Consider the following 23,410-nt stretch of genomic DNA (forward strand, 5'->3'; position numbering starts at 1 on the left):
GTAAATCGCCCGTTACTTCACTTCCCGCACTCAGTTCGCCACGTACCCCGTCGGCGTCGTCACATTGGCTTGCATCACCGACGCATTCGTCGATACGACATAGATCGGCGACTCAGTCAGCGTAAGCGCTACCTGCCCGTTGCTGTACGGCACCGTCGAGGCGTTGCCCATCACATCGAGCACGGTCACGTTACCCGACGTGCCCGGCGAATCCACCGTCAGCGAGTACGGCGCGCTATACGTCGCGCTGTAGCCGCCGGTCTGGCTCCAGTTGGCGTTGTTATGCGTCCACAGCGCGGTGACGATCTTGCCGCCGCCCAGGCGCTGGAACGCGTACGCGTAGACGCCCGTGGGCACGTTGTTGACATAGCCGAGCGTGTTCGTGCCGTCGATGATGCGCGTCATCGCCGCGACTTCCATCGCGGCCGGCTTCGGGCTGATGTTGCCCGCGCCATAGCCGCCCTGCGCATCCGCGAGGTCGAAGAAGATGCCGTAGCCGGGGGGCGAGACGGGCGGATCGGCCATGTAGAACACGTAACTGACGTCCGCGCCTTCGCCGAGCAGGATCAGGTGCGTGCGCGCAACCACCGCGCCGTGCGCGAAGAGCTCGTTCTGCGTCGGATAGCTCGCGCCATACGACGTGCCCGAGTCGTAGCTGATGCCGGTTTCCGTCACGAAGAGCTTCGAAGCCGGCTTGAGGTACGTGTTCATCGCACCGCGCAGCTCGCGCATCGAAGCGGGCAGCGCGTTGGCGGCGTTGGCCGCGCTCGGATCGGTCGCGAGGCGCTCGGGCGGATGCGACGGGTAGGTGCCCGCGTCGTAGTAGCCGTGGATCGACAGGCCGTCCAGGTATTGCGCGAGGCCGAGCGATGCGTAGTTCTTCAGCCACTGCGTGTTGTTGCGCACGAGCGAGGCGGTCACGCCCATCACGACGGCGTTCGGGTCAGTCGAATGAAGGCCGTTGTAGGCCGCCTGATACATCGCGACGAAGTTCGCCTGCGTGTCGAGCCATTGCGTCGGGCCGCCGCCATCCGGCTCCCAGGTCACCTGGTAGTAGTTCTTCGACTGGTGCGGGAAATAGGCCGCGCGGATCTGTGCGGAATCCGTGCCGACGAGACCCATATAGCTCTGCAGCGCGGATTCGGAGCTCGGCGCATAGCTTTGCGTAGCGGCGCCCGTCGGGCTCGCCCAGGCGGGGATGCCGTTGAGCGTGATCAGCCGCATGACGTCGCCCTTCTGGAAGTACGGCTCCGACGCGAGCGAACTGGTGCCCGGCGTGAAGGTGTTCGGGCCGTTCGGTTCTTCCGTGCCCATGCTGCGGTCGTCGTTCCCCCACGAGAGGCCGAGATCCGTATAGACCGGGTGGTAGCCGTCGTTGCCGCCGGCCGTGATGAAGTCCGTGCCCTGGCCGCCGAAGCGGTGCTGGTCCTGGCGCGCGTAGCTCACGGCGGGCAGCGTCGCGGACACGTCCGGCAGGATGCCGAAGGTCGCGATGCCTTGCGGGCGCGTGCCGGCGTTCGGAAGCTGGCCGCCTTCGTTGGAGAGCGTCGCCGAGACCGCGAAGTAGCCCGCCAGCGACGACGAGCACGACAGCGTCACCGTCTGCGCGCCGCTTTGCACCGGGAACGAGCCGCTCGCGCGGACGACGTTCCAGTTGTCGAGCACTTGCCAGTTGAGCGTGTCGCTTTGCGCGGCTTGCGTCGTGAGCGCGATGTTGAAGGTGCTGTTGACCGCGAACAGGCGGGTGCCGTCGCTGCCCGGGGTGTCGGCTTGAATCAGATTGCTCGAGGAGGCCGCGCTCGAGGCGGCGGACGGCGTGCCGCAGGTCATCGACTTGCCGGCGGAAGCGACCGCTTGCGTGCCCGCCACGCCCGCCGAGGAGCTGGACGAGGCCGATTGTCCGGCCGCGTTGCTGGCAGAGCCGCCGGAGCCGCCACCGCCGCCGCCGCATGCGGCAAGCGTGGCCGCCGAGGCGATCAGCAAGACGCCGGTGCTGCGCGCGCGAGCTGCGCGCGCCAGTTTGCTTGCGTTGAAGTCCTTGAGGTCCTTTAGGAACGGAAACGTTGTGTTCATCGCATGTTGTGTTGGAGCGCCAGGCAATAGCTAGCGCTGCGCATCGAGACAACGACGATGCGCGCGTCGCCCTACGGCGACGGTGAAAAGGATTGGCGCGTGCCTGGACCGGGCAGCTGGGTCGCCCAGGGCCGGTGTGCATCGCGGCGGACACTAATGTGAAAAGACCCTAGGTCCCAAAGCGATGCCAAGCGGTCGAGCCAAGCGAGATTTCCGGCGCGGCGGGCAGCGGCCACGGCGCACCGGATCAGCAGAAGAGACGAGCGAAGGATAGGGCGTGCGACTGTAAACATCGGACGACACCCTGATTCCGGTCGAATCGCAGGCGAGAGACTACAGGGCTTCGGAAAAATCCGGGAGCGTTCAATCTAGTTCTTTTGCGCAAGTTTTTTGGCGGATTCGAACGGGGCCTCCGCAAAGCCTGTGCCTGCTTGGGTTTGCGAGGGTCGCACCAATGCGGATCGCTTTTTTCCGCCAGCCGATTCTCGCCATTTTTTTCGGTAAGACCTGCGAACTATCGCCGTCTGGACCGCGATGCCTGCCACGAAAGCCTTACAGAGCCGACCCTCTTTGCTTCGCGGCGCGGACGTTTCCACGCTGAAACGTTTCCGCGCAGATTCGAATGAAGAAATTCGGCATTTCCCGGCATTACGAATTTACCATTTCGGTGCGGTGCACAATTACCGATCGAAAAAGGGACCGCACGATCTTGCCTATTAGCGCCTATTCATTAGACGATTCCGTGAAATTAGGGAATTCATGATATAAAACGCTCGGTCTCAAATATTAGAAAATCTGGATTAAGAAAAATGAATCAGATTAGAAACATCGTGGTGTGATTTACTGGTGTCTCTCGTAATACGAAAGACAAATATCGGAATTCGATTCATTTGGGGTCGGCTCAGATAGGCGTTCAACCTGCAATTCAATGTGGGCCGGGCAACACTGGAATTTTCGGTTCGGGTTTACCTTGCATTCAGCAACTGCTGTGTTTGGAACCGAGCAAAAGCAGTTGGCGGGCAATGCCCGGCCGTAAGCAGGCGATATCGCCGCAGGCGCATGGGTTCACACAAGCGCTTCGGGGTGGATCCTTTCGGTATGCGGCTCGCGAGGTGACGGATGTGGTATCGGGGACTCCCCTCGCGCTCTGAATATTTCGCGTCTTCAATCGTTTTTGGTTGAGTGCGCGTTATCGACAAACGAGCCGGCTCGAGTGAGCAGCTGGTTCTCGTATGAATAATAGGCGGTAATCAAAAAGGGGGTCGGCTGCCGTATGGGCCGATCGGTCTTGGCATCTTTTTTGCCAAGTTTGATTGGCGATTTTTAGCTAATTAATGCACGGATTTTGCGTCATTGGACTGAATTTGTCCGATTTGTCTGGCTTATGCGTCGGGCGAATTAAGTGTTTGTCAAAATCGGCGCGGAATGTGCGGATTAATTCCGCCAAGATCTCGTTGATATCCGTCAGCGGGTCCGCAAACGGTTTTGTAAATAACTATGATGCACTGCAAATAGATTGCTAGATCGGCCAATTGCGTTTCCAACAATTCGAGGGGAAGGCCATGCCTTATGCGAGTATCGAGCCCGCACTAATGGGGTGGTTACATGCTTCGAACAAAAGCACGAAGTGTGTGACGCGCCGGATCGCAATCCTGCTCTTTGACGGTTTCTCTCTTTTGGGAGCGGGGCTCGTCGCCGAGGTGTTCCATGTCGCCAATGAACTCGCGTCAGCGGGCGCGAACGACGACTGGGTCTATGACGTCTGCTTTCTCTCCGCCGACGGCGGCAATGTCACGTGCTCGTCGTCGGTGCGCGTATGGACCGACGGTCTCGACGCACGTCATTACATGGGGTTCGATGCGCTATTCGTCGCCGGCGGCAAGGGCGCGCGCGCCGCGGCCAACGACGAGCGGCTGATCGGCTGGCTGCGCCGCGTGCATACGAAGACGACCACCGTGCGCTCGATCGCCGAAGGCTGCGTGCTGCTCGACGCGGCTGGCATCGGCAGCCACGAAATGCAGCGCCACTTCAGTTCCTACATGATCCATGCGGGCCACGAAGAGCATGCGGCCGATACGGGCGATCGTCTCGAATCGATGAAAAGCGCCCTCACGATGGTCAAGCGCGACCTCGGCCTCGATGTCGCGCGCGGGGTGGCCGAACGGTTGATGCCGGGCTCGAGCGCAAGACTCGTGCCGTTGCTCGGCGACGCCGGGGCGGCCAGCGCGGGCGACAAGATTCGCGCCGCGGCACGCTGGTTGCAGGACAACTGCGAACGGCCGATTTCGATTGCCGATGCGGCACAGGTCGCGGCGATGAGCGAGCGCAACTTCTTGCGCCGTTTCAAGCTCGAGCTGGGCATCACGCCCTCGGACTATCTGTTGCAGGCGCGACTTGCGATCACCTGCAGTCTCCTGACCGACTCCGAATTGCCCGTCGACAAGATCGCCCGACGCAGCGGCATGGGCAACGGCGACCGGCTCGCGAAGATCTTTCGCAAGCGAATGATGATTTCGCCGACGGAGTTCCGCATTCAAAGCCGCCGCGAAGCCGGCGGTTAGCGATTCGTCCCGCCTTTTTCGACGCGTTCGGTAAGAGCGCGCGACAGCGGTCCCGAACGAGGACCGCGCTACGTTAATTCGTTGATTGACGCTCGGCGCGAGGCCGGGCGCCGGCTCAGATCTACGAGATGCACATATAGGGGAGTAACGATATGGCGTTTCACGAACAACAGAACGATGGGGGTCATGGACATGGTGCGGCCGCCGCGACGAAGGCGGCCCCTGCTGTGTCGCCGATGGAAGCGGCGGCACGCGGTGGTTCGGGCCATTCGTCTGACCTACCCGACATGGCCGCGCTGGCGGCCACGCCCTGCTCGCGGCTTCTGCCCGTCGTGCTCGCCGGCGGCTCCGGCACGCGGCTGTGGCCGATGTCGCGCGAGCACTATCCGAAGCAATTGATCGGCGTGGTCGGCGACGATTCGCTCCTGCAAGCCACCGTGCGCCGCATGGAGGGTTTCCCGGCCGGTTGGCAAGTCGCAACATCGCCGATGATCGTCTGCGGCGACGAGCACCGGTTCGTCATCGTCGAGCAATTGCGCGCGAGCGGCGTGGAAGCGCGCCTGATCGTCGAACCCGCGCGGCGCGATACCGCGCCGGCGCTGACGCTCGCCGCCGCGCTCGCGTGCGCCTCTGGTGACGACGCGATTCTCGTCGCGATGCCTTCAGACCATTCAATTGCCGACGTGCCCGCGCTGCAGCGCGCGATCGAAGTCGCGGCGCGCCACGCGGAACGCGGCGCCATCGCGACACTCGGCGTGCCGCCGACGCGCCCCGACACGGGCTTCGGCTATATCCGCATCGGCAACGCGCTGGAAGACGGCGCGCATCTGATCGACCGCTTCGTCGAGAAGCCCGCCGCCGAACTCGCGGCGCAATACGTCGCCGCGGGCACCTACTGGTGGAACAGCGGGATCTTCATCGTGCGCGCGTCGGTATGGCTCGACGCGTTGCAGCGCCTGCAGCCCGACATGCACGCCGCTTGCCTTGCCGCCATCGTGCAAGGCGACGCCGACGGCAAGATTTTCAAACCCGATTCCGAAGCGTTTACGCATGCACCGTCCGACTCGATCGACTACGCCGTGATGGAACGCCTGGGCGGCGCCGACGCGCCGTGCGAAGGCGTCGTGGTGCCGCTGGTGGCGGGCTGGTCCGATCTCGGCTCGTGGGATGCCGTGTGGGACGCGCTCGATAAGGACGATTGCGGCAACGTCGCACGCGGACGCGTCGTGTTCGAAGGCGCGACGTCGACGTACGCGCACTCCGACGGCCGGCTCGTCGCCTGTGTTGGTACGACGAATGTCGTGGTCGTCGAGACGGCCGACGCCGTGCTCGTCGCGGACCGCTCGCATGTGCAGGACGTGAAGGGGCTCGTTGCGCGCATCAAGGCGGAGCACGCGCCCGAAGCGGATACGCATCGCAAGGTGCGCCGTCCGTGGGGTTTCTACGATTCGATCGATCACGGCGAGCGCTTCCAGGTGAAACGCATCGTCGTCACGCCCGGTGCGCGCCTCTCGCTGCAACTGCATCACCACCGCGCCGAGCATTGGGTCGTCGTGCGGGGCACGGCGCTCGTCACGCGCGGCGAGGAGCAGTTCTTGCTGAGTGAAAACGAGTCGACCTTCATTCCGCTCGGCACGCGTCACCGCCTCGAAAACCCGGGGAAGGTGCCGCTCGAAATCATCGAAGTGCAATCGGGAGCTTATCTGGGTGAAGACGACATCGTGCGTTTCGACGACACGTATGGACGTTGCGGAAAGGACGCAGCCAAGCAGTAATTTGTAGGCCTAAAAGTCTGCGGAATTCTCCACCGGCTGAGAAGAACTGTGCCGGTGGGGGCGGCTCGCGGCATCGCATCGATAACGTCGTGGCGGTCGTACCGATCAAGCAGTGAAAGACGGAAGTGCGGGGTAAGAAAATGCGTGACTTGCAAAGCTTTTTGGCGAGGATTGTGGACGTGGCGCTCATCATCACGGGCGCAGCCGTCGCGTCCCAAATTCGCTTCGAGGATTGGGAAAGGAGTGGTTTTTACGCGGCATTCGTGATTTTCTCGGCGGCGTTCGCGCTGGTGCTGTTTCCGGTGTTCGGCGTCTACGAGTCTTGGCGCGGCCGCTCGAAGCTCGTGTTGGCGGGACAGGTGTCGCTCGCCTTCTTGGTCGTGCAGGCGGCCGCGATGATGGCGATGTTCTCGGTGCGGCAGATCGATATGGTGTCGCGCCTGTGGTTCGCGTATTGGACCGCGATGGCGGGCGGTCTCTTGATCACGTACCGGCTCGTCATCCATGCCGTGCTCGCGCGTTTGCGCAACGCCGGCTTGAACCTGCATCAGGTTGCGATCGTCGGCTGCGGCGCGCATTGCGACGCGATCCTGCGCCGCATCGAACGCGCGCCGGCCACCGGTTTTCGCGCGACAGCGGTCTACAACACGCATCCGGAACAGCACCTGCCGCCCATTCCGCGTGTGAACACATTCGACGACCTCGAGGGGTTTGCTAGCTACATCCGCGGCAACGACGTGCACGAACTGTGGCTCGCGCTGCCGCTGTCCGAAGAACGCATCATCTTCACGCTCGTCAGCGAGTTCCGTAACGACCTCGTCAACATCCGCTTCATGCCCGACGTGCGCAGCATTGCGCTCTTCGACAACAGCGGCGTCATCGATTTGCTCGGCGTGCCGGCGATCAACCTCATCGCCTCGCCGCTGTCGCCGTCCGCGCTCTTCAAGAAGGACTTGTTCGATCGCGTGTTCGCACTGGCCGCGTTGATCGGCTTGGCGCCGTTGCTGATTGCGATCGCGCTCGCCGTGAAGCTCACCTCGCCGGGTCCGGTGTTCTTCAAGCAGAAGCGCAAGGGCGCCGACGGCCGCGTCTTCACGATCTACAAGTTCCGTTCGATGCGCCTGCACACGGAGGAAAAGGGCGTCGTGAAGCAGGCGACGCGCAATGATCCGCGCATCACGAAGCTCGGCGCGTTCCTGCGCCGCACGAGCCTCGACGAGCTGCCGCAGTTCTTCAACGTGCTGCGCGGCGATATGTCGGTGGTGGGGCCGCGGCCTCACGCGCTCGAACACGACGATCTCTATCAAAAGGTGGTTGCAGGGTACATCCACCGCTATCGCATCAAACCCGGCATTACCGGCTGGGCACAAATCAACGGGTATCGGGGCGAAACCGATCGCATCGAAAAGATGGAGCGGCGTGTCGCCCACGATTTGTACTACCTGGGGAACTGGTCGTTTGGACTCGACATGCGGATCATCGCGGCGACCATCGTCAAGGGTTTGGTGCACAGCAACGCGTATTGACGCGAGGCAGTGAGCCAAATGAAGCATCTAACAAGAGCGGTACGGAGGGACGGACCATGAACCTATTGAATATGAATATGCGAAATCGCTTGTGGATGTTGATGGTGATCACCGCTGTCCTGTCGGCATGCTCGATGGTGCCGGGCCAGCGCATGGTTACGCCGCCGACCGTCGCGCAAAGCGGCGGGGAATACAGCGCCGAGAAGGCGGAGGGCGTGCCCGTGCCGATCACCGACATCAACCTCAACCTGATCCATCAGATGAAGGCATCCTCGGCGCAGCAGGTCTCGACGGAAACGCAGAGCCTGTTCGGCAAGCCCGGCCCGTATCAGATCGGCCCTGGCGACGTGCTGCAAATCACCGTCTGGGATCACCCGGAACTGGCGGCCGCGCTTGGGCAGCCGAACGCATCGACGGCCACGAGCGACGCGATACCGGGCTTTCTCGTCGACGAGCAAGGCAACGTGCAGTTCCCGTACGCGGGCACCGTGCACGTGGCCGGGATGAACGTCGAGCAGATCCGGCGCACCGTCGTTTCGCGCATCAGCAAGGTCTATAAGAGCCCGGAAGTGACGGTGCGCGTGGCGTCGTTCCGCTCTGGCACGGTGTATGTGGACGGCGAAGTGCGTCTGCCCGGCGCGTTCACGATGAACGACATTCCGATGACGCTCACGGAGGCGGTGGGCCGCGCGGGAGGCTATACGGGGAATGCCGACCAGAGCCAGGTGGAACTCGTGCGCGGCGACAAGACGTATCCGATCAACGTCGGCGAGATGATCCGCACCGGCCACAGTCCGAATGAAATCGTCCTGAAGAGCGGCGACCTCGTGCGCGTGAGTTCGCGTGACGAGCACGGCGTCTACCTGATGGGCGAAGTGAACAAGCCGGCCACCATCATGCCGATGCGCAACGGCACGCTGACGCTCGCCGAAGCGCTCTCGCAGGCCGGCAGCCTGAACCCGAACACGGCGGAGGCGCAGCAGTTGTTCGTGATTCGCGATTCGACCGGCGACAACCCGCAGATCTATCACCTGGATGCGACGTCACCGGTGTCGATGGTGCTCGCGAACCAGTTCTATCTGCAGCCTAAGGATGTCGTCTACGTCGATAACGGCGCGCTCGTGAAATTCAACCGCGTGCTGAATCTGTTCCTGCCTGCGATCAACGCGGGGTTGACCGCAGCCATCGTGACGAAATGAGTGCGACGCCGCCCATGGTTTGAGTGTGGGCGGCCCCTCGTGACGTGACGAGATTGGAGTGAGTGAACTGACATGGCTATGAACTTCGACAACCGCTACACCGACGTGGCGGCCGGCGACGAGCTACGACTTGCCGATTATTTAGCGGCGATCGCAGCGAGCTGGCGCACGATCCTATTCATCACGCTCGCCGTGCTGACGCTGGGACTCGCCTATGCGTTCCTTGCGCCGGCGGTCTATAAGGCCGACGTGATGATCCAGGTCGAGGATGCGGGCAACGACAACAACAATAACAACAACAACCGTCAGCAGATCGAGCCGCTGGCCGGCATGTTCGCGACGAAGGCGACGACCGCGGCGGAGATCGAGCTGCTGAAGTCGCGGCTCGTCACCGAGGAAACGGTCAAGCGCCTCCATCTCGACATCTCGGCGTCGCCGAAGGCGCTGCCGATCGTGGGCGGCTTCGTCGGCGATCTCGTGAACGGCCGGTGGGGCTTCACGCTGCCGCCGTTCATGAACCTCGCGGGCTATGCGTGGGGCAACGAGACGATCAACGTGTCGCGCTTCGACACGCCGAGCGACCTGTACGGCAAGAAGTTCACGGTGACGGCGGGGCCGAACGGCGCCTTTACGCTGAACAACTCCGACGGCATCGCGATCGCGAGCGGCAAGGTCGGCCAGGACGTGACCGGCATGACTTCGGCCGGAGCGGTGACGGTGCATATCGACCAGATCTCGGGCCGCCCTGGCACGCAGTTCGAATTGCAGCGCTTCTCGACGCTCGATACGGTCCAGCGGCTGCAAAAGGCGATGCTCGTGCAAGAGATGACGTTGCAGTCCGGCATCATCAGCGTGAGCCTCGAAGGCAGCGATCCGAAGCTCACGGCCAACATCGTCAACAACGTCGCGCGCCAGTTCATCCAGCAGGACGTCGACCGGCGCTCGGCCGAAGCCGAGCACACGCTCGCGTTCCTCGATCAGCAACTGCCGCAACTGCGCAAGGAGCTCGATAACGCTGAGCAGCGCTACAACACGTTCCGTAACAACCACGGCACGGTCGATCTCTCCGAAGAAAGCCGTCTGCTGTTGCAACAGATCGTCGCGAACAAGACCAAGCTTGCCGACCTCCAGCAGCAACGCGCGGATCTCTCGCAGCGCTTCACGCCGAGCCACCCGGCCGTCGCCGCGCTCGATGCGCAGATCGCCCAGCTGCAAAGCCAGCAAGGCGATATGACGAAGAACGTTTCGACGCTGCCCGATACCGAGCAAACCGCACTGCGTCTGTTGCGCGACGTGCGTGTCGATACCGAGCTCTATACGAACCTGCTCAACAGCGCGCAGCAGTTGCGCATCGTGAAGGCAGGGCAGGTCGGCAACGTGCGCGTCGTCGACTTCGCCGAAGCGCCCGATCAGCCGGTGTGGCCGAAGCGCTTCCTGGTCGTGATCTTCAGTCTCGGCGGCGGCCTGTTCGTCGGCGTCGTGGTGGCGTTCGTCCGCAAGTCGCTCTATGGCGGCGTCGAGCGTCCGGACGAGATCGAGAACGCGATCGGCGTGCCGGTGTTCGCGGTCGTGCCGCGCTCCGGCCAGCAGTTGCGTCTGCAACAGAACGTGATGATGCGCCGTCAGGGCCTGCACGTGCTCGCCGCGCAAGCGCCGCAGGACGTCGCGGTGGAAGGCGTGCGCAGCCTGCGCACCTCGCTGCAGCTCTCGCTCGACCATGCGCGCAACAACATCGTGATGGTGACGGGCTCGCGCCCCGACGCCGGCAAGTCGTTCCTGTCGGTCAATCTCGCCGCGCTCGTCGCGTCGGCGGGCAAGCGCGTGCTCGTGATCGACGGCGACATGCGGCGCGGCGAAGTGCACTCGCACTTCGGCGTGCGCCATCAGCCGGGTCTCTCCGATGTCCTGCGCGGCGGCGATGCCGAGCCGGTGATCCAGCACGACGTGCTGCCGGGTCTCGACGTGCTCGCCAAGGGTTCGCTGCCGACGCATCCGTCCGAACTCCTGATGAGCGACCGCTTCCGCGAGATGCTCGACGACCTCAAGAGCAAGTACGACCTCGTGATCATCGATACGCCGCCGGTGCTCGCGGTCACGGACTCGACCGTGATCGGCAAGCACGCGGGCACGACGCTGCTGGTCGTGCGCTACGGCCGCCATCCGATCGGCGAGATCAGCGAGACGGTGAAGCGCCTGCAGACGGGCGGCGTGAACCTGAAGGGCGTGCTGCTCACGGACGTGCCGCAAGCGACGCCGCTGATCGGCGGCGCGTATCGCGGCGGCTACTACGGCTACGACAGCATCGCCGAGCAATGAACGCAACGGACTCAATGACGTAACTGACGACGCCGCGGCTGCGGGGGCGCAACCTGCACGCGGCCTTAAACATACTTTGGGGGAATGGAAGATGAATCGAAAGGTCGCTTTGATTACCGGCATCACGGGGCAGGACGGCTCGTATCTGGCCGAATTGCTGCTCGACAAAGGCTACGAAGTGCACGGCATCAAACGCCGCACGTCGCTGTTCAACACCGACCGGATCGATCACCTGTATCACGATCCGCATGAGCCGGATCAACGGCTCTTTTTGCATCATGGCGACCTGACCGACTCGACGAGCATGCTGCGCATCATTCAGCGCGTCGAGCCCGACGAGATCTACAACCTCGCTGCGCAAAGCCATGTGGCGGTGTCGTTCGAGGAGCCCGAGTACACGGCGAACGCCGACGGTCTCGGCGCGCTGCGCATTCTCGAGGCGATCCGCATTCTCGGCATGGAGAAGAAGACGCGCTTCTATCAAGCGTCGACCTCCGAACTCTATGGTCTCGTGCAGGAAGTGCCGCAGCGCGAGACGACGCCGTTCTATCCGCGCAGCCCGTATGCGGTCGCGAAGCTCTTCGCCTATTGGACGACGGTCAACTATCGCGAAGCGTATGGCATCTACGCGTGCAACGGCATCTTGTTCAATCACGAATCGCCGGTGCGCGGGGAGACCTTCGTCACGCGCAAGATCACGCGCGCGATCGCCCGCATGGCGGTGGGCCTTCAAGACGAGCTGTACCTCGGCAATCTGTCCGCGCTGCGCGACTGGGGCCATGCGCGCGACTACGTCGAGATGCAGTGGCTCATGCTCCAGCAGCAGACGCCCGAAGACTACGTGATCGCCACGGGCGTGCAGTACAGCGTGCGCGAATTCGTGCAATACGCGGCGGCTGAATTGGGCGTGACGATCCGCTTCGAAGGCAGCGGCGTCGACGAAGTCGGCATCGTCGAGAAGGTGGAAAGCCGCGAGACGCGACTCATGCCGGGGCAGGTGATCATCCGTGTCGATCCGCGCTACTTCCGGCCGACCGAGGTCGAGACGCTGCTCGGCGACCCGTCGAAAGCGCATGCGAAGCTCGGCTGGCAGCCGCGCACGCCGTTCATCTCGCTCGTCAAGGAGATGGTGCGCTCCGACTATCAGATCGCGCGGCGCGATGCGCTCGTGACCCTCGCCGGCTTCACGGCGCTGGAACACCACGAGTGAGCGCCATGGACAAGAACGCACGCATCTATGTGGCGGGCCACCGCGGCATGGTCGGCTCCGCGCTCGTGCGCGAGCTCCAGGCGCACGGCTACGGCAACCTCGTGACGCGCACGCATGCGGAACTCGATCTCACGAATCAGTCCGCCGTGGAGCACTTTTTCGACGAAGCGAAAGTCGACGTGGTGCTGCTTGCGGCGGCGCGCGTCGGCGGCATCTTCGCGAATGCCTCGCAGCCGGCTTCGTTCATCTACGAGAACCTCGCGATCGAGACCAACGTGATCCACGCCGCGTATCAAGCGGGCGTGCAACGGCTCGTGTTCTTCGGCTCGTCGTGCATCTATCCGAAGGCCTGCCCGCAGCCGATTCGCGAGGAGTACCTGCTGACCTCCGCGCTCGAGCCGACCAACGACGCGTATGCGATCGCGAAGATCGCGGGCTTGAAGCTTTGCGAGTCGTACAACCGTCAGTACGGGACACAGTACGTCGCGGTGATGCCGACCAACCTCTACGGCCCGAACGACAACTACGACTTGAAGAGCAGCCACGTGCTGCCTGCGCTGATCCGCAAAGCCCACGAGGCGAAGCTGAACGGCGACGCGGCACTGACGGTGTGGGGCACCGGCACGCCGCGCCGCGAGTTCCTGCACGTGGACGATCTCGCGGCGGCGACGCGCTTCATTCTCGAGCGCGACGTGACAGAGGGGCTCTACAACGTCGGCGTGGGCGTGGATCTGTCGATTCGCGAACTCGCCGAATGCATTGCCCGCATAGTCGGCTATCGCGGCCAGCTCGTCTTCGATACGTCGAAGCCGGACGGCACGCCGCAAAAGCTGCTCGACGTGTCGCGGCTAAGAGAGATGGGATGGCAAGCGCAGATTGGTCTCGAGGACGGGATCCAGCACACGTATCAGGAATTCGCAGCGGGCGGTGCACAAGCGGGCGCGCAAGCGGCTCGCCAGCCCGCGCATGCATAAGCACAAGGCTCCAACGAGACAAATAAAGGACGAACGGACATGACAGCTTCGGTCACGATTTTTCATAACGTCGTGTGGTCGCGGCACAAGGGGGTGGTGTTTTCGGCTTTGCACAACATCTCCGCAGCGGGTGCGATCACGTACTCGGTGGTACAGATCGCCGATACCGAGGTTTACCGGATCGGCTTCTCCGACGTGGACTATTCGTACCATCGCTATCCGATGCAAAAGCTCTTCGACGGCTGCTACGAAGACGTGCCGACGTGGAAGATGATCACGCGCCTCACGTGGGAGGTGCTCAGGGCGAAGTCCGATCTGATCGTGCTGCCGGGCTACCACCGTCCGGAGTATTGGGCGATGCTCGCCGCCTGCATCGTGACCGGCAAGCGCCGCGCGGTGTTCTGCGATTCGACCGGGCGGGACCGGCCGCGCAAGCTCATCACCTCGATTCCCAAGCGCGTGTTCTTCTCGCTGTGCGACGGCTACTTCGGTTTTGGCGAGCGCAGCCGCGACTACCTGATGTCGCTCGGCGCGAAGAAGGAAAAGATCTTCATTCCTTGCCAAGCCGCCGCGATGCCGCACACGTTCTCGCCGGAGCGCGCGCTCGAAGAGCGCGTGCACTATCGCAGCGACCACAAGCCCGTGTTTCTGTACGTTGGCCGGCTGTCGGAGGAGAAGGGCATCGGCACGCTGCTCGATGCGTTCGCCGGCATTCGCGCGCGACTGCCGGGCGCGACGCTGCGCATCGTCGGCACCGGCCCGATGGGCGACGCGCTGCGTGAGAAGGTGACCGACCTCGGCCTCGACGACGTCGTCTATTTTGCCGGCAGCCTGCAGGACGACCCGCTCTCGCGCGAATACTACGGCGCGACGTGCATGGTGCTGCCGAGCTACAGCGAGCCGTGGGGCCTCGTCGTGAACGAAGCGTTGAGCCATGGCTGCCCGGCGGTGGTCAGCGAAAGCTGCGGCTGCGTGCCCGAGCTGATCGTCGAAGGCGAGAGCGGCTATGCGTTCACGGCGGGCGACGTCGCCGGCTTGCAGCGCACGCTGTTGAAGGCGACCGAGGCGTTCGTCGATACCAGCGGCACGGCCAAGCGCTGCATGGAGGTCATCCAGCGTTTCGACCCGCCCTCGGCCGCGGCGAACATCGCACGCGGCTGCGCGATGATGCTCGTGGATTGATGCTGGCGCCGCGGCGATGAAGATCTTGATCTACGGGCTGAACTACGCGCCTGAACTCACCGGCATCGGCAAGTACACCGCGGAGATGGCCGAGTCGCTGGTGCTGCTCGGCCACGACGTGCGCGTCGTCTGCGCACCGCCTTACTACCCCGAGTGGCGCGTCGCAGCGGGCTATTCGCCGCGGCGTTACCGCTGCGAAGTCGTGCGCGGCGTGCATATCTGGCGCGCGCCGCTGTGGGTGCCGGCCAAGCCGAGCGGCGTGACGCGGATGGTGCATCTGGCGTCGTTCGCGATCTCGTCGTTGCCGTTGCTGTTGCGCCAAATGATCTGGTGCCCGGACGTCGTGATGTCGATCGCGCCGGCGCTGATGTGCGCGCCTGCCGCCGCGCTGCTCGCGCGCGTGACCGGTGCGAAGAGCTGGCTGCACATTCAGGATTTCGAAGTCGACGCGGCGTTCAATCTCGGCTTGCTCAAGGGCGCGAAGTCAGCGCGCTTCGCACGTGCGGTCGAGCGTTCGCTGATGCGCAAATTCGATGTGGTGTCGTCGATCTCGGCGCGCATGGTCGAGCGCGCGCGACGTCTGGGCGTCGACGCGGACAAGGTGTTCTCGATGCCGAACTGGGTCGATACGAAGGTGATCTATCCGCTCGGCCGCACAAGCGACTACCGGCGCGAGCTGGCGATTCCGGACGGCAACAAGGTCGTGCTGTACTCCGGCAACATGGGTGCGAAGCAGGGCATCGAGCTTCTGGCCGAGGCCGCCGCGCGTCTTGCCGACCGGACCGACATCAACTTCGTGTTCTGCGGCAACGGCGCGACGAAGGGTGAATTGGTGAAGCGATGCAACGGGCTGTCGAACTGCCGCTTCATTCCGCTGCAGCCGGCCGAACGCCTCAACGAATTGCTCAATCTCGCGGACATTCATGTCTTGCCGCAGCGCGGCGACGCGGCGGATCTCGTGATGCCGTCGAAGCTGACCGGCATGCTCGCGAGCGGCGGCGCAATCGTCGCGATGGCGCGGCCGGAAACCGAGCTCCATGCCGTCGTGGCCCCGCGCGGGGTGGTGGTGGAGCCGGACAACGTCGAAGCGCTTGAGCAGGCGATCAGGGTCCTCGCCGACGATCCGCTGCGGCGCGCCATGCTGGGCGAAGCCGCGCGCCGCTACGCGGAAGAGACGCTCGCGCCGGCCGCCGTGCTGGGGCGGCTCGACGCGCGCCTCGTTACCACGGCGAGCGATAAATCGGCTGCTGTTTTTCGGGGTTGACCGGATCCGACGAGCCTTTGTACACCGACTTCGCCGCGTTGGCCGGCGTGCGGGGCTGGCCCTGCTGCGCTTCCTTCGCCATGGGCTTGGCGAGCGCCGCGCCTTCGAGCGCGGCGCCTGCGCCCTGTTTGCGGTTGCCGGCGGTGCCGTTCATCGGCACGTTTTCGGAGTTGATCAGGTTGCTTTGCGCGGTTCCGTTTGAACCGTTTTCGAATTGCTTGCGGTAGGGGTCGCCGTAGGCCTCCGGCGCGCCGAGTAAGTCGCTTTCGCGCGCTGCGCCGCGCATGCGGGCGGCGTCGGTGTCCATCGCGGCGCCGTGGTCGTGTTCGGTCGGGCCAAGCGCTTCGTTATCGTCGGGGCGCGCGGCTGCGGTATTGCCGGCGTTGCCCGCGTTGCCATATCCCGCCGCGTTCTGCTGCGCGAGCGCCGGCGGGCTGACCGCCAGCACGAGCGGCGTCAGCGCGAGCAGTAGCGCGATGCGCGTGTGCCGGAAATCAATCGTCATCTTTACAGCCTCCCATGCAACGTACTCAAGCATGCTCCCGCAATCGAGCCGCCCATAGCCGCCAAAAGTCCGGCACATGCGGCCATCGAGGGCTAGGCCGCAGACGGTGCGAGGGGTGCCGAACCATAATCGACGCGTGGTCCAATCATTGCGCTCTGCCATTGCGAGGACAGGCGAATGTCCTCTTTTGAGCGAGCCAGAAACGTTCCTGGGGGTGTGCTGATGGAGCGAATCATCGAACACGGCGGGATCGATGCGGAGCATGTTGGGGCGGGACGCGAGCGCTCCATGCCGGAGGCCGGGAAGGTCATCGATCTGAGCCTGGCGGGCAAGGGCAACTATGTCGCCAAGCGCAGCTTTCTGATCGAGACGATCTGGTTTTTCGTCGAAGCCTGCATCATCAACAACAAGCTCGTGCCGAGCTCCGCGCTGCGCGTCGCGCTGTTGCGGCTGTTCGGCGCGAAGATCGGCACGGGGTGCCGTTTCCCGCATCCGCTGCGCGTGAAGGCGCCGTGGAATCTCGAAGTCGGCGACCACTGCTGGTTCGGCGTCGACGTCTGGATTTACAACCAGACGCTGATCCGCATCGGCTCCGACGTTTGCATTTCGCAAGGTACGTTTCTCACCGCCGGCTCGCACGATATGGCGACGACGATGGATCTGCGCGTCGAACCGATCGTGATCGAAGACGGGGTCTGGATCACGTCGAAATGCGTCGTGCAGATGGGCGTGACGATCGGGCGCTCGGCGGTGGTGACGCCGCTGTCGGTCGTGCACCGGTCGTTGGCGCCGGAGGGCGTGTATGGCGGAAATCCGTGCCGGTTCATTCGCAAGCGGTTCGATCGTTGAGCGCGCTTCGCGCCCCATTAAGACATCCTTAAGAAACTCGTCGTGCGTTTTCGTTTTATTTGACGCAACGAATCGTAACGAACGCGTATTCCGTCGCCTTGCATGCGGCGCTATTTCCGGATGTGCGCTGCCGCACGGGAACCCCCCTTGCTTGGCTGGCTTCGCAGCGATGTTGGCGGGTGGCGACGAGACCGGCGTTCGAAGATTGCATACAAGTGTTTGCAGGAAATACGGAAAGAACGCCGCAAAGAAGACGGGAGCCTGGGGATATGTTCATTGATACACGAGGTGTCGAGGAAGGCGTGGAAGTCGAAACCACGGTCTGCATCATTGGAGCAGGCGTGGCCGGCATTACGCTCGCGCTGGAGATGAATCGCCTCGGCATCGACACGTGCCTGCTCGAGAGCGGCGGCTACAAGGCGGACGACGAAACCCGCGATCTCTATCGCGGCGAAAACATCGGCTTGCCGTACTCGTTCGCGGACGGCAGCCGCAGCCGCTATCTGGGCGGCAGCAGCAACTGCTGGGGCGGCTGGTGCCGGCCGCTCGACCCGTGGGACTTCGACAAGCGCGATTGGGTCGCGCATAGCGGCTGGCCGTTCGGTCTCGAGGAACTCGCGCCGTACTACGTGCGCACGCACGACTTCCTGAAACTCGGCCCGAACAATTTCGACCCGGCGTATTGGGAAAACGCGATCGGCCGCGCCGACGTGCGGCGCGTGCCGCTCGTCACGGGCGACGTGCGCGACACCATCTCGCAGTTCAGCCCTCCCGCGCGTTTCGGCAAGCTCTACCGGGTGGATCTGGAACGCTCGACCCACGTGCGCGTGTTCCTGAACGCGAACGCGGTGCATATCGATACCGACAGCGATGCGAAGACGGTCACGCGCATCCAGGTCGCGACGCTATCGGGCCGGCAAATGAGCGTGAGCGCGAAGCACTTCGTGCTCGCCACGGGCGGCATCGAGAACGCGCGACTGCTGCTGGCATCGAACCAGGTTCAGGCGGCGGGGCTCGGCAACGGCAACGATGTCGTCGGCCGCTTCTTCATGGACCATCCGCGCCTCATGACGGGCAGCGTGAGGTTTACCAAAGCGTGGGCGCGCAACAAGCTTTACGACATCAAGTATCACTATCAGAACGCGGCGGTATCCGCGAACGGCACGTTCATCTCGTCGCAGTTCGCGCTGACGCACGAGGTGCTGCAGCGTGAGCGTCTGCTCAATTCGCGCGTCTGGTTCTACTCGCTCTTTTATGGCGAAGGCAGCGCCGGTGCCGAAGCGCTGATTCGCTGCAAGCAGGCGCTGTTGCGCAAGGATCAGCCGGGCTGGAAGCTGCGGGACGATCTGGCGACGATGGCTGCGCATCCGGTCGATACGGTCGGTTTCGGCTTGACGCGATTGTTGCAGCCGCGCTCGCTCATCACCGACGTCAAGATGCAGGCGATCGTTGAGGCCGCGCCGAACCGCGACAGTCGCGTGACGTTATCGGATCTGCGCGATCGGCTCGGCATGCCGCGGGTGAGGGTCGAATGGCGTCTTGGCGAACTCGTGCAGCGCACCTTTGATCGCACTTTCGCGCTGGTGGCTGAGGCGCTGCGCGCGGGCGGTGTCGCAGAGGTGACGCTCGATGCGCCGCTGCAAGGGCGCGCGTGGCCTGAGGCGCTTGAAGGCACTTGGCATCATATGGGGACGACGCGGATGCACGATTCGCCGAGGGAAGGTGTCGTTGATCGCAACTGCAAGGTGCATGGCATGAGCAACTTGCATATCGCCGGTAGTTCGGTGTTTCCGACGGTCGGGGCGAACTTTCCGACGATTACGATTACGGCGCTGGCGTTGCGGCTGGCGGGGCATCTTGCGCAGACGCTCGGCAATCCGGAGGCGGTCATCACGACCTCCGACGCGCTCGGCGGCGAGCGTCACGCGACGGAATCGAAAGCCGTGGAGACGATGTCGTTTGCGGCTTCGTCGCTTGCGCATGCGGCTGCTGCTGCGCGTGCTGCTAAGGATTGAGGCTTTCGTCGCGGGAATTTTGAATTTGTGGCGGGTGCTGGGGTTGTTGTCGTTCGCTTGTGCTTTCGCGATAACTTTGATTTCGCGCCGTTCCGTATAGTCCGTCCCTCCCCGGGACCGGGGTCACTTTGGTCCTTGCCCAAAGTAACCAAAAGCGCGTCCTGGGCGGACGGCCTAGCCCGGAGGCACTCAACCCTGTTAGTACCGGTGTCCCGAGCGCAAGCGTGGGAAACCGTTACTACTCGCCGTGCGTCCCGGTAGCACGCGGCACAGAATTGCGCAGAGTCGCAACAAATCGAAGCTATCGATTTGGCCGTGCTCCAATCATTTCTTCTCCTTCTCGCCACACGGCCGTATCGCCTCCCTCTGTCTAACGGATAGGTTGTTCGGATGACTGATTACCCATACAGTGGTCCGGCGACTTTCACCCAACTCAACCGCTCACACAGGAGGCGCACGCGCATTTGACGCCGTAAACGCAGCGCGGGCCGCAAGTGCTACCAACACTCACGACCCGCTGACCACTATCAACTCTGTACAGGAGTCGACTATGGCTGACGCCAATGTTACCTCACGTCCCGCTCTCCCCGAGCGCCGCGTCACGATTCAGCAATCCCGTCGCTGGCGGCCCTACTCGCCTCGGCCCCGTAACGGCCCGCCCCTCATACTCTGGTTCAAGCTCTCCGGGCGATGGCTCGAGCACGCCGGTTTCAAACCCCGTCAGCAACTCAAGATCGAAGTCCAACAAGAACGGCTTGTGATCACGCCCGCGTAAGTGATCGCATAGGCAGCGAACCCGGCGCGATGAACTGACCCCGCAAAGTTGGACGGATAAAGACTAAGCGATCGAGGGCTGGGTCCTGAATTGAACAGGACTTAGCCCTTTCAGTTTGAGCCTGATGCGCTCGTGGTTGTAGTAGTGAATGTAGTGCTTGAGTCCAGTCTGCAATTGCTCAATGCTCGTGAAGCGATTCAGCCGGAAGTACTCGGACTTTAGCGTAGCGAAGAAGCTCTCCATGGCCGCGTTGTCCAGACAGTTGCCCCTGCGGGACATACTTTGCTGCACGCCATGCAGGGCCAGGGTGTGTCGGTAAGCAGCCATCTGATACTGCCAGCCCTGATCTGAGTGCAACAACGGCCTGTCCTGGCTGCCCAGCCGGTTCAGCGCCTTTCTGAGCATGCCGCTGACCAGTTCGAAACTCGGGCGGCGAGCCATCTGATACGCCACGATTTCGCCGTTGTAGAGGTCCATGACCGGCGACAGATAGAGCTTTTGACCGTTGACGTTGAACTCCGTCACATCGGTCGCCCACTTCTGGTTGGGCCTATGTGCTTCGAACTTGCGGCTGAGCAGGTTCGGCGCAATCCGTCCGAGCTCGCCACGCCATGACCGGTAGCGCTTGGATCGCACCAGTGACTTCAACTGCAGTGCGCCCATGAGCCGCTGCACCGTCTTGTGATTGATAGTCTGACCAGTATTGCGGATGGCAGCCGTGATGCGCCGGTAACCATACCGACCCTTGTGGCGCTCGTAGAGTGCCCGGATTTGCGCCTTGAGCTCGACCTGGGGCTCGCCCGCCTCTTGCGCTCGAAGCTGATAGTAGAACGTACTGCGCGCCAATCCCGCGACCTTTAGCAGCGCTGCGAGCGGATGCCGCGCCCGGAGCTCGCTCACGATTTGCGTTTTTTCTTTTGCGCTGCCTGCCGCTTGGCCTTGAGCAGCGCATCGAGCTTTTTTAGGTAGGCCACCTCCGCACGCAGGTATTCGTTCTCCTTGAGCAATTCTTCTCGCGTGCGCGCGTCAGGCGCCTTGTCTTCAGTGGGTTTGTCGGGTTGCTGGGCGTCGGTCATCTTGCGGGGGCGCTCGCGGGGACGGGGCGCCAAAGCGGCTATACCGCCCTCATCATACAGACGCGCCCAGCGCGATACGCTGCCCACATCGCGAATGTCGTACAGCGCCGTGACCTCACGCGCGGACAATCCATCGCGCCACATGCGCTCAAGCACCCGCTTCTTGAACTGTGCATCGTAATGGCCGCGGGTCTTGCGGCGCAGCCCCGCGCTGCCGTGCCGCTGGTAGGCAGCAACCCAACGACGCAGCATCGAATAATCGATTCCATGACGCGCCGCCAACGCCTCCAAACCGACGTCACCACCCAGATACGTCTTGACTACCTTCTGCTTGAACTGCTCGTCGTACTTCGCCATGAAAAACACCCCAAAGGTTGGATCGGTGTCCAACTTTTGGGGTGCAGTTCACGAGGTCGGGTTCGTCTCCCTGCTGCTCTCCGGTCAGCAGAATGCGGTGCAGCCTTGAGCCGTTACCAGTGCCAGACCTGATCGAAGCGGTCAAACAGGGCGGGGATCTCGGCACGCGCTAGCAGCGTCAGGCCGCCGATGACATCTTCCTGTGTCAAGCCACAGTCGCGCACGTCCTCGGTGACCGCATAAACGGCAACGCCGACGCCGATCATTTTGTCCAGATCCTTATCGAGTGCCGGCGGATGGACCTGCCGGCGCGCGCCGAAGGCGAGGCCGGTAGCATCCTGCCCGCGCGCTGCATAGTTCACGGCGCTCCCGCACAGCAGCAGGCCGATGTCCGCGCCGGCGTTTTTCAGTACATGGTTCAGCCACAGGATGGTGTCATCCTGTTCTTCCAGGGTAGCCCGGTACGCTGTCTCAACAATGCTCAGGATTTTCATGGCGCGGCTCCTATTTCGTCGGGATTACCAGCACAGCGTTGCTCTGGATCGCGGAGTCGAGAAAATCCTTCGGGCTGCCTCGGCGGGGACCTTCAATCCAGTCGCCCGCGCCGCGTTCGTCCACACACAGGCCGCAGTTGATCCAATCGAGCTTGACACCCTGCTGGGCAGCGAGTTGAAACAAGGCTGCCACCCAGTCCCTGGTGGTCGGGTGATCCTCCTCCTCCACGGATGTGCCCTTGACTGGATTGGCATGTGGGGCTTGCGCCTTCATGGTCAGATTGACTGCACCTTCGTAGGCGAACACCGTTACGCCGTGCCCTCGTCGCAGTGCCGCATCCACAATGCGCAGCGCCGTCGTGCTCGCTGCCTTCTCATACGGGGGATCCATCAGTGCCAGGGTCAATTTCATACCAGTAGCCATCACGTTCTCCTTGACTCAATGCCAAATGGCCTTGGTCCCAGCCACAAACAGAAGATCCACGAGTTGTCCGATGTCCGCCTTCTGGACACCTTCCGCCAGCCGTTTGATCGCCCGTTCGCGCAGGGAGAATTCATCGGCAAGGACGGTGATGCCGCTGCGCGTCAGATCCGCATATCGCCCGCTGAATTTTGCCCCTGGGCGAGTGGAAAGCACGCCGTTCTGAACCAGGAACAGCGTGACCGTGTTGCCCCTCTGGCGTACGCCCCTGATCAGTTCCTCCACGTGCTGGGTATCCCCGGCACCATATGGGTCGCGCGATTCTACGAACAGGTAATTTGCCATGTCAGCCTCCTGCCAGCCTTCAGCCCGAAGAAGCGGTTCCCACCGATGTGTTGCCCCTGTGTCGCCCCCGTTGCAACGGGCACTCGACTCGCCGTGCGGCACGTGGGCCGCGCACAGCTCATGAACTGGGTATAGCAGAACGGACAGATAGTCCAAGTAACTCTACGTGTCATAGCTCGGGAAGGCTTATGCGTGTGGTCACGCCGTTGTTGAAGCACGGCACGAGCAGGCAGCTTCTCCGGAGTGTTACGGCAGGTACGGGCCGAGGAGCGGACATTCCCGGCGGGCGCGAACGTCTCTGCCTGGCCGCGTGCCACCGGACCCGTCGGGTGCATTTCGACCCCTACCGGTCGTCGCCGGAACCGATGGCAATGGCAGATGTTGGCGGGAAGACGGTCAACTGGATACTCCACCAGGAAAGACCTCCATCTTCCCTCCGATGGATACACGCTGAATTGTCGATAAATCGGGTATTCCCAAATCCGCGCAAATC

The 23,410-nt window shown here is 63.0% G+C and carries 18 protein-coding genes; 12 read left to right on the plus strand and 6 right to left on the minus strand.

Annotation, left to right across the window (positions count from 1 at the left end; genetic code table 11):
- Positions 1-30: 30 nt before the first annotated feature.
- Complete coding sequence (locus AAHK20_RS21895; RefSeq protein ID WP_449183601.1) at positions 31-2,073, minus strand: hypothetical protein; 2,043 nt, start codon at positions 2,071-2,073, stop codon at positions 31-33.
- A 1,562-nt stretch (positions 2,074-3,635) separates the two neighbouring features.
- On the opposite strand from AAHK20_RS21895, the gene AAHK20_RS21900 reads away from it, so the two are divergent.
- From AAHK20_RS21900 to AAHK20_RS21940, 9 genes are all read left to right on the plus strand, one after another.
- Entirely contained in the window at positions 3,636-4,634 is a 999-nt protein-coding gene (locus AAHK20_RS21900; RefSeq protein ID WP_449183602.1) for a GlxA family transcriptional regulator, read from the plus strand.
- A gap of 287 nt (positions 4,635-4,921) precedes the next feature.
- Complete coding sequence (locus AAHK20_RS21905; RefSeq protein WP_449183621.1) at positions 4,922-6,409, plus strand: mannose-1-phosphate guanylyltransferase/mannose-6-phosphate isomerase; 1,488 nt, start codon at positions 4,922-4,924, stop codon at positions 6,407-6,409.
- Between the two features lie 140 nt (positions 6,410-6,549).
- Positions 6,550-7,935: an undecaprenyl-phosphate glucose phosphotransferase gene (locus AAHK20_RS21910; RefSeq protein ID WP_449183603.1), complete on the plus strand. Its 1,386-nt coding sequence runs from the start codon at positions 6,550-6,552 to the stop codon at positions 7,933-7,935.
- Between the two features lie 56 nt (positions 7,936-7,991).
- Complete coding sequence (locus AAHK20_RS21915) at positions 7,992-9,134, plus strand: polysaccharide biosynthesis/export family protein (protein WP_449183604.1); 1,143 nt, start codon at positions 7,992-7,994, stop codon at positions 9,132-9,134.
- Positions 9,135-9,206: 72 nt separating this feature from the next.
- Entirely contained in the window at positions 9,207-11,450 is a 2,244-nt protein-coding gene (locus AAHK20_RS21920) for a polysaccharide biosynthesis tyrosine autokinase (protein ID WP_449183605.1), read from the plus strand.
- 91 nt (positions 11,451-11,541) lie between these two features.
- Positions 11,542-12,660 carry a GDP-mannose 4,6-dehydratase gene (gene gmd, locus AAHK20_RS21925; protein WP_449183606.1) on the plus strand — a complete coding sequence of 373 codons (1,119 nt, stop codon included), beginning with the start codon at positions 11,542-11,544 and terminating at the stop codon, positions 12,658-12,660.
- A 5-nt stretch (positions 12,661-12,665) separates the two neighbouring features.
- On the plus strand, positions 12,666-13,634 hold the full coding sequence (locus AAHK20_RS21930; protein WP_449183607.1) for a GDP-L-fucose synthase family protein: 969 nt from the start codon (positions 12,666-12,668) through the stop codon (positions 13,632-13,634).
- A 39-nt stretch (positions 13,635-13,673) separates the two neighbouring features.
- Entirely contained in the window at positions 13,674-14,816 is a 1,143-nt protein-coding gene (locus AAHK20_RS21935) for a glycosyltransferase family 4 protein (RefSeq protein ID WP_449183608.1), read from the plus strand.
- A gap of 16 nt (positions 14,817-14,832) precedes the next feature.
- The gene (locus tag AAHK20_RS21940; RefSeq protein WP_449183609.1) at positions 14,833-16,080 is read left to right on the plus strand and encodes a glycosyltransferase WbuB; all 1,248 of its coding nucleotides are present in this window, start codon (positions 14,833-14,835) and stop codon (positions 16,078-16,080) included.
- On the opposite strand, the gene AAHK20_RS21945 is transcribed toward AAHK20_RS21940, so the two are convergent.
- Positions 16,037-16,585 carry a hypothetical protein gene (locus tag AAHK20_RS21945; RefSeq protein WP_449183610.1) on the minus strand — a complete coding sequence of 183 codons (549 nt, stop codon included), beginning with the start codon at positions 16,583-16,585 and terminating at the stop codon, positions 16,037-16,039. The two genes, AAHK20_RS21940 and AAHK20_RS21945, sit on opposite strands and share 44 nt — an antisense overlap.
- Positions 16,586-16,873: 288 nt before the next feature.
- Here AAHK20_RS21945 and AAHK20_RS21950 point away from each other — a divergent pair, with 288 nt between their 5' ends.
- The 3 genes from AAHK20_RS21950 (at position 16,874) to AAHK20_RS21960 (ending at position 20,224) form a co-directional block, all read left to right on the plus strand.
- On the plus strand, positions 16,874-17,434 hold the full coding sequence (locus AAHK20_RS21950) for an LbetaH domain-containing protein (RefSeq protein WP_449183622.1): 561 nt from the start codon (positions 16,874-16,876) through the stop codon (positions 17,432-17,434).
- 269 nt (positions 17,435-17,703) lie between these two features.
- Positions 17,704-19,449: a GMC oxidoreductase gene (locus AAHK20_RS21955; protein WP_449183611.1), complete on the plus strand. Its 1,746-nt coding sequence runs from the start codon at positions 17,704-17,706 to the stop codon at positions 19,447-19,449.
- A 550-nt stretch (positions 19,450-19,999) separates the two neighbouring features.
- Entirely contained in the window at positions 20,000-20,224 is a 225-nt protein-coding gene (locus AAHK20_RS21960; RefSeq protein ID WP_449183612.1) for a SymE family type I addiction module toxin, read from the plus strand.
- 63 nt (positions 20,225-20,287) lie between these two features.
- On the opposite strand, the gene AAHK20_RS21965 is transcribed toward AAHK20_RS21960, so the two are convergent.
- The 4 genes from AAHK20_RS21965 to AAHK20_RS21980 form a co-directional block, all read right to left on the minus strand.
- A protein-coding gene (locus tag AAHK20_RS21965) for an IS3 family transposase (RefSeq protein ID WP_449183613.1) occupies positions 20,288-21,657 on the minus strand; the annotation gives its coding sequence in 2 pieces (ribosomal slippage) (positions 20,288-21,189 and positions 21,189-21,657; 1,371 coding nt in all).
- A 113-nt stretch (positions 21,658-21,770) separates the two neighbouring features.
- A complete protein-coding gene (locus tag AAHK20_RS21970) occupies positions 21,771-22,151 on the minus strand; it encodes a hypothetical protein (protein ID WP_449183614.1) in 381 nt (126 codons plus the stop codon).
- A 10-nt stretch (positions 22,152-22,161) separates the two neighbouring features.
- Entirely contained in the window at positions 22,162-22,575 is a 414-nt protein-coding gene (locus tag AAHK20_RS21975) for a DsrE/DsrF/TusD sulfur relay family protein (RefSeq protein WP_449183615.1), read from the minus strand.
- Positions 22,576-22,590: 15 nt separating this feature from the next.
- Positions 22,591-22,917, minus strand: coding sequence for a sulfur reduction protein DsrE (locus AAHK20_RS21980; RefSeq protein WP_449183616.1), 327 nt, complete (start codon positions 22,915-22,917; stop codon positions 22,591-22,593).
- Positions 22,918-23,410: the final 493 nt, after the last annotated feature.

The organism is Trinickia camelliae, assembly GCF_053525655.1.

Coding starts and splice junctions, on each gene's coding strand:
- AAHK20_RS21895 (WP_449183601.1), bottom strand. CDS start 2,073: ATGAACACAACGTTTCCGTTCCTAAAGGACCTCAAGGACTTCAACGCA.
- AAHK20_RS21900 (WP_449183602.1), top strand. CDS start 3,636: ATGCCTTATGCGAGTATCGAGCCCGCACTAATGGGGTGGTTACATGCT.
- AAHK20_RS21905 (WP_449183621.1), top strand. CDS start 4,922: ATGGCCGCGCTGGCGGCCACGCCCTGCTCGCGGCTTCTGCCCGTCGTG.
- AAHK20_RS21910 (WP_449183603.1), top strand. CDS start 6,550: ATGCGTGACTTGCAAAGCTTTTTGGCGAGGATTGTGGACGTGGCGCTC.
- AAHK20_RS21915 (WP_449183604.1), top strand. CDS start 7,992: ATGAACCTATTGAATATGAATATGCGAAATCGCTTGTGGATGTTGATG.
- AAHK20_RS21920 (WP_449183605.1), top strand. CDS start 9,207: ATGGCTATGAACTTCGACAACCGCTACACCGACGTGGCGGCCGGCGAC.
- gmd (WP_449183606.1), top strand. CDS start 11,542: ATGAATCGAAAGGTCGCTTTGATTACCGGCATCACGGGGCAGGACGGC.
- AAHK20_RS21930 (WP_449183607.1), top strand. CDS start 12,666: ATGGACAAGAACGCACGCATCTATGTGGCGGGCCACCGCGGCATGGTC.
- AAHK20_RS21935 (WP_449183608.1), top strand. CDS start 13,674: ATGACAGCTTCGGTCACGATTTTTCATAACGTCGTGTGGTCGCGGCAC.
- AAHK20_RS21940 (WP_449183609.1), top strand. CDS start 14,833: ATGAAGATCTTGATCTACGGGCTGAACTACGCGCCTGAACTCACCGGC.
- AAHK20_RS21945 (WP_449183610.1), bottom strand. CDS start 16,585: ATGACGATTGATTTCCGGCACACGCGCATCGCGCTACTGCTCGCGCTG.
- AAHK20_RS21950 (WP_449183622.1), top strand. CDS start 16,874: ATGCCGGAGGCCGGGAAGGTCATCGATCTGAGCCTGGCGGGCAAGGGC.
- AAHK20_RS21955 (WP_449183611.1), top strand. CDS start 17,704: ATGTTCATTGATACACGAGGTGTCGAGGAAGGCGTGGAAGTCGAAACC.
- AAHK20_RS21960 (WP_449183612.1), top strand. CDS start 20,000: ATGGCTGACGCCAATGTTACCTCACGTCCCGCTCTCCCCGAGCGCCGC.
- AAHK20_RS21970 (WP_449183614.1), bottom strand. CDS start 22,151: ATGAAAATCCTGAGCATTGTTGAGACAGCGTACCGGGCTACCCTGGAA.
- AAHK20_RS21975 (WP_449183615.1), bottom strand. CDS start 22,575: ATGGCTACTGGTATGAAATTGACCCTGGCACTGATGGATCCCCCGTAT.
- AAHK20_RS21980 (WP_449183616.1), bottom strand. CDS start 22,917: ATGGCAAATTACCTGTTCGTAGAATCGCGCGACCCATATGGTGCCGGG.